This window comes from Bacillus hominis, from assembly GCF_030348325.1.
GTDB lineage: Bacteria > Bacillota > Bacilli > Bacillales > Bacillaceae_G > Bacillus_A > Bacillus_A hominis.
This window is the reverse complement of the sequence record NZ_JAUCFS010000005.1, coordinates 3,565,994-3,577,588: the sequence shown is the minus strand read 5'-3', so window position 1 is coordinate 3,577,588 and position 11,595 is coordinate 3,565,994. Positions and strand designations below refer to the sequence as shown.

General features: G+C 35.6%; 11 protein-coding genes. 8 read left to right on the top strand and 3 right to left on the bottom strand.

Annotation, left to right across the window (positions count from 1 at the left end):
• The first annotated feature begins 14 nt into the window (after positions 1-14).
• Positions 15-317 carry a YlaH-like family protein gene (locus tag QUF93_RS20950; protein ID WP_002066917.1) on the top strand — a complete coding sequence of 101 codons (303 nt, stop codon included), beginning with the start codon at positions 15-17 and terminating at the stop codon, positions 315-317.
• A gap of 17 nt (positions 318-334) precedes the next feature.
• Entirely contained in the window at positions 335-610 is a 276-nt protein-coding gene (locus QUF93_RS20945; protein WP_002121986.1) for a hypothetical protein, read from the top strand.
• 35 nt (positions 611-645) lie between these two features.
• Here the strand turns inward: QUF93_RS20945 and QUF93_RS20940 are convergent, their stop codons facing one another.
• Positions 646-846, bottom strand: a complete 201-nt coding sequence (locus QUF93_RS20940) for a YlaI family protein (protein WP_002111485.1) — start codon at positions 844-846, stop codon at positions 646-648.
• A gap of 145 nt (positions 847-991) precedes the next feature.
• On the opposite strand from QUF93_RS20940, the gene QUF93_RS20935 reads away from it, so the two are divergent.
• Both QUF93_RS20935 and QUF93_RS20930 read left to right on the top strand, forming a co-directional pair.
• Positions 992-1,447, top strand: a complete 456-nt coding sequence (locus tag QUF93_RS20935; RefSeq protein ID WP_289360074.1) for a pyridoxamine 5'-phosphate oxidase family protein — start codon at positions 992-994, stop codon at positions 1,445-1,447.
• Positions 1,448-1,694: 247 nt separating this feature from the next.
• Positions 1,695-3,023 (top strand): PhoH family protein, encoded by a 1,329-nt coding sequence (locus QUF93_RS20930; RefSeq protein ID WP_002088317.1) that lies wholly within the window; start codon positions 1,695-1,697, stop codon positions 3,021-3,023.
• A gap of 49 nt (positions 3,024-3,072) precedes the next feature.
• On the opposite strand, the gene QUF93_RS20925 is transcribed toward QUF93_RS20930, so the two are convergent.
• Positions 3,073-3,570 (bottom strand): peptidyl-prolyl cis-trans isomerase, encoded by a 498-nt coding sequence (locus QUF93_RS20925; RefSeq protein WP_144503936.1) that lies wholly within the window; start codon positions 3,568-3,570, stop codon positions 3,073-3,075.
• Between the two features lie 150 nt (positions 3,571-3,720).
• Here QUF93_RS20925 and QUF93_RS20920 point away from each other — a divergent pair, with 150 nt between their 5' ends.
• The 3 genes from QUF93_RS20920 to pyc all read left to right on the top strand — a co-directional run bounded on the left by QUF93_RS20920 (position 3,721) and on the right by pyc (position 9,091).
• Entirely contained in the window at positions 3,721-4,008 is a 288-nt protein-coding gene (locus tag QUF93_RS20920; protein WP_000135698.1) for an Fpa/YlaN family protein, read from the top strand.
• Positions 4,009-4,133: 125 nt separating this feature from the next.
• Entirely contained in the window at positions 4,134-5,312 is a 1,179-nt protein-coding gene (gene ftsW, locus QUF93_RS20915) for a putative lipid II flippase FtsW (protein ID WP_289360072.1), read from the top strand.
• 332 nt (positions 5,313-5,644) lie between these two features.
• Complete coding sequence (gene pyc, locus QUF93_RS20910; protein ID WP_289360071.1) at positions 5,645-9,091, top strand: pyruvate carboxylase; 3,447 nt, start codon at positions 5,645-5,647, stop codon at positions 9,089-9,091.
• An 81-nt stretch (positions 9,092-9,172) separates the two neighbouring features.
• On the opposite strand, the gene ctaA is transcribed toward pyc, so the two are convergent.
• Complete coding sequence (gene ctaA / locus QUF93_RS20905; RefSeq protein ID WP_289360069.1) at positions 9,173-10,114, bottom strand: heme A synthase; 942 nt, start codon at positions 10,112-10,114, stop codon at positions 9,173-9,175.
• A 497-nt stretch (positions 10,115-10,611) separates the two neighbouring features.
• On the opposite strand from ctaA, the gene ctaB reads away from it, so the two are divergent.
• Positions 10,612-11,535 carry a protoheme IX farnesyltransferase gene (ctaB, locus tag QUF93_RS20900; RefSeq protein WP_002146014.1) on the top strand — a complete coding sequence of 308 codons (924 nt, stop codon included), beginning with the start codon at positions 10,612-10,614 and terminating at the stop codon, positions 11,533-11,535.
• Positions 11,536-11,595 lie beyond the last annotated feature (60 nt).

The following is an 11,595-nucleotide window of genomic DNA, read 5'->3' as shown; positions in this document are numbered from 1 at the left end:
AGAGGTGAAAGATAGTGTTAGAAAGAATGTCATTTTTCGCGAAACTTTGTAAAGTGGATGAAAATCCAGAGTTAGGGATGTGGTTGCTTTATGGAACAATAATTTTATTAAGTGCACTTGTATATAATTTAGGATTTGCAAGGAAGCTATCGGTACTAAAAAATATAGTGATATATACATCTTTAGCAATTGGATGCACGGTATTAACTTTTTTTGCAGTTTTTTTACCCGTTGGAGAGGGGCTCGTTGTAGCGGCAATTGTACTTGGAATTTATAGACTGCGTTTACGTCAAGCTAAACAACAAAAAACAGGGTGAAAAAAGGAGGGGTTTTTATGCGCTCAGTACAAGATGCACTATATAATTGGTTAACAATTAAAACGGTTGCGGAAGCACGTCCAGATGATAGCGCTGCACAAGAAACGTATTTATTATTTCAAAATATGATATATGAAGAGCATAAATTACGAAATGTAGAAGTTGAAAAGAACGAGGAAATGTATTTGATTACATATGAAATTGATGGAGAAATAAGGTGTGCAAGATTTCCGGTAGAAGCCATTGATTGTTTTTTGGATCAGATGAATCGTGAACCAGAAAAATACAAATAAGTCCTTATCTATATGATTAAGGACTTATTTCCGGTTTACCAATCGTCTTCTACTTTTTTATCACGATATAATCGGAAATTACCACTCGCATGGCGTTCCATAGTACGCTCTGCAATTCGTTCCGTACATTCCATGCACATATATGTATGAATAGGGCGATTACGCAGTTTTTTTGCCATAGGATTTTCGTCATCTAACATATCTTTTTTATCACAAATCATACATTTGACTCTCATTTCGTCACCTCAATACGAATTCTATCAGTATAAGTATATCATGGAAGTATAATGTTTTTGAATAATAGCGGGAAAAAATAATATTTTCGCAATTCGAAAAATAGGTTATGATAAGGATATATAAAGAATATTTGGAGGTGGAAATATGGCGAATGTAGTTGAGCCTACATTGACAGATGACTTAGTACAATCTTTGCGTAAAGAGTGTATCGTTATGATAGCAACAACAGATTTCGAAAAACAAATCCCTAACGTAAGTGCTATTTCTTGGGTACATGCAGTGAGTGAAACTAGTATTCGATTTGCGGTAGATCAACGCTCACGTATTGTGGGAAATATACGGCATAGTGCAGGGGTTGTATTGACTATAATGGCGAATGAATCCGTATTTTCCATAAGTGGTGAAAGTGAAATTTTAACAGATAGAATGGAAGGGATTCCTCTAAAATTAACGGTAGTAGAAGTGACTGTGCAAGAAGTTCGTGATGTTATGTTTTATGGTGCGAAACTTGCTACTGAACCAACATATGAAAAAACATATGATCTTCGAGCTGCTAAAAAGCTTGATAATCAAGTATTAGTAGGAATGAAAGAATTATAAAGAAGATGAATAGGAACATCGTGCATAAACTTTTACAAGTGAGTATTGTGATTTAATGTGAAAAATTATAATTAAAAGTAATATATTGAATAGAAATGAATAAAAAATAAAGAAAAGGTTTAATTTCTATGAATTTCGATTCTACCTCGTTTTTACGGTACATATAATTATAACAATGGTTCGTCCATATTTATATGGATGAAACCCTTGTTCTACAAATTTAAAAGTGGAGTCAGGGGGTAACGGATTGGATAAAATTTATGTGTTAGATACGAATGTACTTTTGCAGGATCCTTTATCTATTTTTTCATTTGCAACAAATGAAGTAGTGATTCCAGCAGTTGTATTAGAAGAGGTTGATTCGAAAAAACGTTATATGGATGAAGTAGGACGAAATGCTCGCTATGTATCTAAGTTAATAGACAAATTTCGTGAAATAGGAAAGCTGCATGAAAGTATTCCGTTAGAAAATGGCGGTACATTCCGTATTGAATTAAATCATCGCTCATTTGTTCAACTACAAGATATTTTTGTAGAAAAAACAAATGATAATCGAATTTTAGCGGTAGCAAAAAACCTATCTTTAGAAGAACAAGAAAAAGAGGACGGGAAATCAGTTATTTTAGTAAGTAAAGATGTACTCGTAAGGGTAAAAGCCGATGCAATCGGATTGCAGGCTGAAGATTATTTAAGTGACCGTGTAATTGAAGTGGAAAATATATATTCAGGATTTTTAGAAGGGTATATATCAAAAGAACAGTTAGACTATTTTTATGAAAAAGGTGAACTGCCTTTATCTGAAATCGCAAATCATCCTTTTTATCCAAATCAGTTTGTTGTAATGAAAGATGCACTAGGGGGTTCTAGTTCTGCACTTGGGATTGTGGACCATTTAGGTAAGAAGGTAAAGAAACTTATTTTTCACAATGAGCAAGTGTGGGGGATACGTCCACGAAACGTGCAGCAAATTATGGGATTAGAATTGCTACTTCGGGAAGATATTCCACTTGTAACGTTAACAGGGAAAGCCGGTACAGGGAAAACGTTACTTGCATTAGCTTCGGGACTAATGCAAACGGAAGATTTAGGGTTATATAAAAAACTACTTGTCGCGAGACCAATTGTACCGGTAGGAAAAGATATAGGTTATTTACCAGGAGAGAAAGAGGAAAAATTAAGACCGTGGATGCAGCCGATTTTTGATAATCTAGAGTATTTATTCAATACGAAAAAGCCTGGGGAGCTAGATGCTATTTTAGCTGGGATGGGTTCGATTGAAGTAGAAGCGCTTACCTATATACGTGGGAGAAGTATTCCGGATCAGTTTATTATTATTGACGAGGCACAAAATTTAACGAAGCATGAAGTGAAGACGATATTAACAAGGGTAGGCGAAAAAAGTAAGATTGTATTAATGGGGGATCCTCAGCAAATTGATCACCCGTATTTAGATGAATATAATAATGGTTTAACATACGTTGTAGAGAAGTTTAAAGAACAACGTATTAGTGGTCATGTAAAGTTTGTTAAAGGAGAGCGTTCTAATTTAGCACAACTAGCAGCGGATTTATTATAAAAAGGAGTGAGCCTCAGCTCACTCCTTTTTTGCCTTTTAATTATACAATTTAAATGATTGTAAATTTACGGATGTTACGAATCGGATTTTGTCTATTAGAGCCATCATGGAAATATAGATGAACAGGCCCGTCTTCTCGTAATGGTTTACCTTCTTTTGAAAAACCGAGAATTGCTTTATGGGCTGTTTCTAACGGAAGTGTAATTGAATTGTCTGTGGTTTCAATTTCGACTTGAGTAGCATCTTCTAAAATTTCAGCATTTTTAAGAAATGGATGAAGTGGTATGCCAAATGTCCCGTTAATAAGCTGTTCTTTTTTATATTTCTTTACACTTTGTTGTATTGGTGGGAAGGCAGCGCCATCACGGATTTCGCGATCCCAATGCTCTGAAGTATGTTTTAAGTATGTTTCTAATTCGGATGATTCTTCTCTAGTTTCATCAAAGTAAGTTGTCAAATCTACTTTTCGATCATCAAAAATCCAAACAGTTGGATCAATAGTGATTGGAAAACGTACTTTTCCATTAATAAATAAAATTTCGCTCATTGTTGTTCCCCCATTTGTGTTATACTCCCACTTTTCAGTATAATAGTATTAGACACTGTTGTCACAAAAAATGTTTCTATTGCAATTTATTAAAACTATCGCTAATATTAATAGATAGGTGAGAGTAGGACGGAAACGGAGGGAATCAATTTGGCGTCTGAGACAGTATCAAATCATCAGGAAAAGGCACTAGCCCTTCTACAAGCGGATGCGGAGAAAATCTTAAGACTTATTAAGGTGCAAATGGACAATCTTACAATGCCGCAATGTCCATTATATGAAGAAGTGTTAGACACACAAATGTTTGGACTATCCCGCGAGGTCGATTTTGCAGTTCGCCTTGGTCTTATTGCAGAAGAACAAGGGAAAGCAATGTTAGGAGAGCTCGAACGTGAGTTATCTGCACTTCATGAAGCATTTACAAACAAACAACAATAACGGGTTCAAATAGGGGGGCTCAAACTGAAATAGTTTGGGCTTTTTATTTGTATAATAAAGCAGGAAGAATCAATGTACATATGGAATACAACAATAATTAAATTGAAACAGAGAGAGGAAATGAAATGAAAAAAGTATGGAAATCAATGGATTATTCATTATTACTTCCTCTTATTATCTTATGTGTGTTGGGAGTTATAATGGTATATAGTTCTAGTTCCATTGTTGCGATTTCGAGGCATAACTGGCCAGCAAATTACTTTTTTAAAAAACAATTAATTGCTTTAGCTATTGGAACGATAATGTTAGCGATTATCGTTGCTATTCCTTATAAGTTGTGGAGAAAGCGAATAGTTTTGATCGCAATGGGAATAGGGAGTATTGGTCTATTATTAGCAGCCTTGATTTTCGGTAAGGATGTAAATGGCGCAAAAGGATGGATATTAGGTATACAACCAGCTGAGTTTGTGAAAGTAACGGTTATTATTACGTTAGCAAACTTTTTTGCTAAGAAACAAGAAACGCAAACAGCTTTTGTACAAGGGATAATTCCTCCTCTAGCTGTTGTCGGTGGAGCGATGGGATTAATTTTACTTCAAAATGACTTAGGTACCGATTTGTTAATTGCGGGAACGGTAGGAATTATGTTTCTTTGTTCGGGAGTCCGGATTAACTTATGGATTAAACGAATTGTTTTAACTTCTATAGTGTGGATTCCGGCACTATATTTTCTCGGGAATTATGCATTAAGCCCGTATCAAAAGGCACGTTTTTCAGTTTTTCTTGATCCATTTAACGATCCTCAAAATGATGGATTCCAATTAATAAATTCTTTTATTGGAATTGCTTCAGGAGGGCTAAATGGTCGAGGGTTAGGGAACAGTGTGCAAAAATATGGATACTTACCAGAACCGCAAACAGATTTTATTATGGCAATTATATCTGAAGAGCTCGGATTTATAGGCGTAGCTATCATTTTAATCTGTTTACTACTTATTATTATTCGGGCATTTAGAGTTGCACAAAAGTGTAAAGATCCATTTGGAAGTTTAATAGCCATCGGAATTGCAAGTTTGTTTGGAGTTCAAACTTTTATTAATGTCGGTGGTATGTCTGGGTTAATACCGCTTACAGGGGTACCGTTACCGTTTGTTAGTTACGGTGGGAGTTCCTTATTAGCTAATCTACTTGCAATGGGTATACTGTTAAATGTTGCTAGTTATGTAAAACGACAAGAGAAACAACAAAACGAATTGACTAACGAAATAGAACAGGGTGGACCGCATCTTGTTGTTGTAAAATAAAAACACATTGAGCTCTAGAGTTCAATGTGTTTTTTATTTTGTTAGGTTTTAAATGTGATATAATATTGATTCTTTTAAAATAAAAAGTATATTACATTTAAATAAATGTGATATACAATAATGTTGTTAGAAAAGGAAGAGGTATGCTATACTATTTTTGTGAAACAAATTGATCAGAAAACTTATCATTTGTTGAAAAATAAGGTATGATGGATAAAAATAAAGTGAAGCTTTCTAAGTATAATATAATGTAGAAAGTGAAGAACTTCACGCTCTTTAGAGTGTGTATGTATTTTATCTCTAGAGTGGTAGGAAAATAGAGGGGGAAAATCATGACAAAGCTGCAACGTATTCAAAAAGTATTGGTAGCTAACCGTGGAGAGATAGCAATTCGTGTGTTCCGAGCATGTTCAGAACTTGGATTAAACACAGTTGCGATCTATTCTAAAGAGGATAGCGGTTCTTATCATCGCTATAAAGCCGATGAGTCCTATTTAGTTGGGGAAGGGAAAAAGCCAATTGATGCTTATTTAGATATTGAAGGCATTATTGAGATTGCGAAAAGTAATCATGTAGATGCAATCCACCCTGGATATGGTTTCTTGTCAGAAAATATTCAATTTGCAAAACGTTGTGAAGAAGAAGGGATTATCTTTATCGGTCCAAAAAGTAAGCATTTAGACATGTTTGGAGATAAAGTTAAAGCAAGAACACAAGCGCAGCTAGCACAAATTCCAGTTATTCCTGGTAGTGATGGTCCAGTAAATTCACTAGAAGAAGTCGCGGAATTTGCTGAAAAGTATGATTACCCGATTATTATTAAAGCGTCTCTTGGTGGCGGCGGTCGCGGTATGCGTATTGTACGTGCTAGTGAAGAATTAAGAGAATCGTATAATCGCGCGAAATCAGAAGCAAAAGCAGCCTTTGGTAATGATGAAGTGTACGTTGAAAAATTCGTTGAAAAACCTAAACATATAGAAGTACAAATTTTAGCAGATGAAGAAGGTAATGTTGTACATTTATATGAGCGTGATTGCTCTGTACAACGACGCCATCAAAAAGTAGTCGAAATCGCACCAAGCGTGTCGCTTTCAGACGATTTGCGTCAACGTATTTGTGATGCTGCTGTTAAGTTAACGAAAAATGTAAACTATTTAAATGCAGGAACGGTAGAATTCCTTGTAAAAGGTGATGAGTTTTACTTCATTGAAGTAAACCCACGTGTTCAAGTTGAACATACGATTACAGAGATGATTACAGGAGTAGATATCGTTCAATCGCAAATTTTAATAGCTGATGGACATGCATTACATAGTAAAATGGTAGGTGTTCCTAAGCAAGAGGAAGTGGTTGTGCATGGATTTGCAATACAATCGCGTGTAACGACGGAGGATCCACTAAATAATTTCATGCCGGATACAGGGAAAATAATGGCGTACCGATCAGGTGGTGGTTTTGGTGTACGTCTTGATACAGGTAATAGCTTCCAAGGTGCAGTTATTACACCTTACTATGATTCTTTACTTGTAAAAGTTACAACATGGGCGCTTACTTTTGAACAAGCTGCTGCAAAAATGGAACGTAACTTAAAAGAATTCCGTATTCGTGGTATTAAAACAAATATTCCATTCCTAGAGAATGTAGTAAAACATAAAAACTTTTTATCAGGAGAATATGATACTTCGTTTATTGATGTGTCACCTGAACTATTCTTTTTCCCGAAACGTAAAGACCGCGGAACAAAAATGTTAAATTATATTGGTTCAGTAACAGTAAATGGCTTCCCAGGAGTAGGGAAAAAAGAGAAACCAATTTTCCCAGATGCTCGTATACCGGATGTGAAGCATTCAGAACCAATCCAAAATGGCACGAAACAAATTTTGGATGAGCGTGGAGCGGATGGGTTAGTAAAGTGGGTACAAGATCAAAACCGTGTACTTTTAACGGATACAACATTCCGTGATGCTCATCAGTCATTACTTGCAACTCGTATTCGTACAAAAGATTTACATCAAATTGCAGAGCCAACAGCGAGAATGTTACCAAACCTATTCTCAGCTGAAATGTGGGGCGGTGCAACGTTTGATGTTGCGTATCGCTTCTTAAAAGAAGATCCGTGGGAACGATTACTAGATCTTCGTGAAAAAATGCCGAATGTTTTATTCCAAATGTTACTTCGTTCTTCAAACGCAGTTGGATACAAAAACTATCCAGATAATTTAATTCAAAAATTTGTGGAATGTTCCGCGCAAGCTGGAATTGATGTGTTCCGTATTTTTGATAGCTTAAACTGGGTAGAAGGTATGAGAGTTGCAATTGATGCTGTACGAGATACTGGTAAAATTGCAGAAGCGACAATGTGTTACACAGGAGACATTCATGATCCGTTACGTAGTAAATATGATTTAAATTATTATAAAAATTTAGCAAAAGAGTTGGAAGCATCAGGAGCTCATATTTTAGGAATTAAAGATATGGCGGGCTTATTAAAGCCAAACGCAGCATATGATTTAGTTTCAGCACTAAAAGAGACGGTTTCGATTCCAATTCACCTGCATACACATGATACGAGCGGAAATGGTATTTTAACGTATACGAAGGCAATTGAAGCAGGTGTTGATATTGTCGATGTAGCGGTGAGTTCTATGGCTGGTCAAACGTCACAGCCAAGTGCGAACACACTATACTATGCGTTAGGTGGAAACGAAAGACAGCCAGATGTTAATATAGATTCATTAGAAAAACTATCTCATTATTGGGAAGATGTACGAAAATACTATGCTCCATTTGAAAGTGGTATGAACGCTCCTCATACAGAGGTATATATGCACGAAATGCCAGGCGGACAGTATAGTAATCTTCAACAACAAGCGAAAGCGGTTGGCTTAGGAGATCGCTTTGATGAAGTTAAAGTGATGTATCGCCGTGTTAATGATATGTTTGGAGATATTGTAAAAGTAACACCATCATCTAAAGTTGTCGGTGATATGGCATTATTTATGGTTCAAAATCATCTGACAGAGCAAGATATTTTAGAACGTGGACATGCTATGGACTTCCCAGGATCTGTTGTTGAAATGTTCTCTGGAGATTTAGGTCAACCATATGGTGGTTTCCCGAAAGAATTACAAAATATTATTTTAAAAGGGAAAGAGCCTTTGACAGTAAGACCAGGTGAATTATTAGAGCCAGTAGATTTTGACGCTTTAAAAGAAGAGTTATTCCACAAACTTGGACGCGAAGTAACAATTTTTGATGTAGTCGCATATGCATTGTATCCAAAAGTGTTTATGGACTACGAAAAAGTTGTTGGACTTTATGGAAATGTATCTGTGCTTGATACACCTACTTTCTTCTATGGAATGAGACTTGGTGAAGAAATTGATGTAGAAATCGAACAAGGTAAAACATTGATGGTTAAACTAGTTTCCATTGGGGAGCCACAGCCAGATGGAAATCGTGTGCTTTACTTGGAGTTTAATGGACAACCGCGTGAAATCGTAGTGAAAGATGAAAGTGTGAAAGCAACTGTTGCACAGCGTGTGAAGGGGAATCGTGAAAATCCAAATCATATTAGCGCAACGATGCCGGGAACTGTTATTAAAGTAGTTGTAAAAGAAGGCGATGAAGTGAAAAAAGGTGATTCCATGGCAATTACAGAAGCGATGAAAATGGAAACGACGGTTCAAGCGCCATTTAATGGTAAAGTGAAAAAAGTATATGTAAATGATGGGGATGCAATTCAAACGGGAGATTTACTCATTGAATTAGATCATTAAAATAAAGAAAAAGAGCTGTGCGAAAGCAGCTCTTTTTTGTGTGTAAATAATACCTTGCCGAATTGGCAAGGTATTAAAGTTTTACTTTATTTTATTTTGCTTAGAAGTTGATTCAGCTTCTTTTGCATTGACTGTACTTCTTGTACCTATCATAACTAAATAGCATAGTACAGCAAACAGGCAAGAAATGAAGAGTGAATGTAATAATGCCATTGCTAAACTAGCATTTGTAAATACGACTAAAATCCCTACTATAGCTTGAAGTGTAACAAGGATAAATGAAATAATCCATCCCCAGTATACTACACGCTGCTGCTTGTAATGACGAATAGCTATAAACATCGCGTATAGTATCCAAACGAATATTAACATAGCTGCAACTCTATGCCCCATTTGGACCCACTCATGTAGTTGAGTTGGCATAGGTCTGTTTTTACTGCATAAAGGGAAGTCTGGACAGGCTAAGGTAGCGCGTTCGTGACGTACTAAAGCTCCTGTGTAGACAACGATATAACTGTAAATTGTTACACCATAAATATGAAATTTCATTTTTTTGTCCATAATAAGTGAACGTGCATCAAATTTCTGATCAATTTCAAAAATAAGACACGTTAACAAGATGACAGAAGCAAATGAAATTAAGGAAATACCAAAATGAATAGCTAATACAGCAGGCATTTGACCCCAAACAACCGCCGCCGCCCCCATTAATGCTTGTGCAACTAAAAATACGAAGGATAAAATTGCTAACGTCTTTGTTTCGCGCACATGTTTATAATATTTCCAGGACAAGATACAAAGAAGAGTAACAAGGATTCCTGCTGATCCAGATGTTAAGCGGTGACTTAGCTCAATAATGGTTTCCATTGATAAATTAGATGGAACAAATTCACCGTTACAAAGAGGCCATGATTTGCCGCACCCTTGGCCTGAACCCGTTTTTGTAACTAAAGCGCCTCCTAGTAAAACTACTAATAAATCGAGACTTGTAATGACTGCTAACCATTTAATAAAGCGTTGCAATCTCTTTCACCATCTTTCTGCTATGAAGTTATTTCGAAATATTTTCATTCCATTATGTATAGAATAAAACGTGCTACAGTCCTATGATATATAAAAAATAATAAAATAGCAAAGAAATGAAGGGCGAGGACAACGTACGTAGTATAAAGAAAAAAATGGAATTTTAAATACATATTTTAGGTGGAATTTAGTCTGTTTTGAAAAGAAATGGGTAGAATATATGCTAAATATGACAAAATAGTTTATTATAGAAGATAACATCATGGTATGATAAGGATAAATTAGAATAAAGTTTTTTAATGTTTGACACAAAAAGTTCATGTTTTCTTCACAAATTGTTCGGGAAATATGATTTAATATATTGGAGTATGGGCGTAGATTAGTAGTAGAATGGGTTAACAATATTTCTACTGTAATAATATTGCTATATAGAAGCGATATATTTCACATGAAATATATGCTTAGAAAGATGATAGGTTTAAGAGGGGGTTAAAGTGATGAACCATGCAACAAGTGAGCTGCATGATGAGTCAGCTGTTTCAAGTGTACCGGAAACAACTCGGTTACAAGATTTATCAGCGCTCGTTAAAATGGGGATTGTAAACTCAAATACACTTACTGTATTTACAGGATTTTGGTTGGCTTTACATTTTAATGGATTGAGTGTTATGGACAATCTAGATAAGTTATTTTTCACAATCGTTGGTTCTGCATTAATTATGGCTGGGGTATGTTGTTTAAATAACTACATTGACCGAGATATCGATCCATTAATGGAAAGAACAAAAAACCGTCCAACGGTAACAGGTAAATATAAACCTGGCTTTGCACTTGCATTTGGACTTGTAATTTTACTTCTTGGCTTTGCATTTTTATTACTTACTACACCGATGGCAGTGTTAATCTCATTTATTGGTGCCTTCACATATGTTGTTTTATATACGTTATGGACGAAGAGAAAATATACGTTAAATACTGTTGTAGGTAGTATATCAGGAGCAGTTCCACCTTTAATTGGATGGGCGGCAATTGATCCTTCTTTAAGCCATCCAATTGCTTGGATGTTATTTTTAATTATGTTTATTTGGCAAATCCCACATTTCCTCGCATTAGCGATGAAGCGTGTTGATGAATATCGAAATGCAGGAATCCCAATGCTTCCTGTTGTACAGGGATTTGATATTACGAAACGTCAGATTATGATTTGGACAGTATGTTTATTACCACTACCATTTTATATGAGTGGGCTTGGAATAACATTCATGGTAATTGCAACATTGCTTAACATCGGATGGATCGCATTAGGGTTTTATGGCTTCCGTAAGCAAGATGACATCAAATGGTCCGTGAAAATGTTTGTTTATTCCCTGAATTACTTAACAATCTTATTTGTGTCAATGATTGTAGTTACATTCTTCTAAGACAACGACATGATTGGATTTCTTTACGTTGAGATTTACTTTACTTAACTATAAAGTACA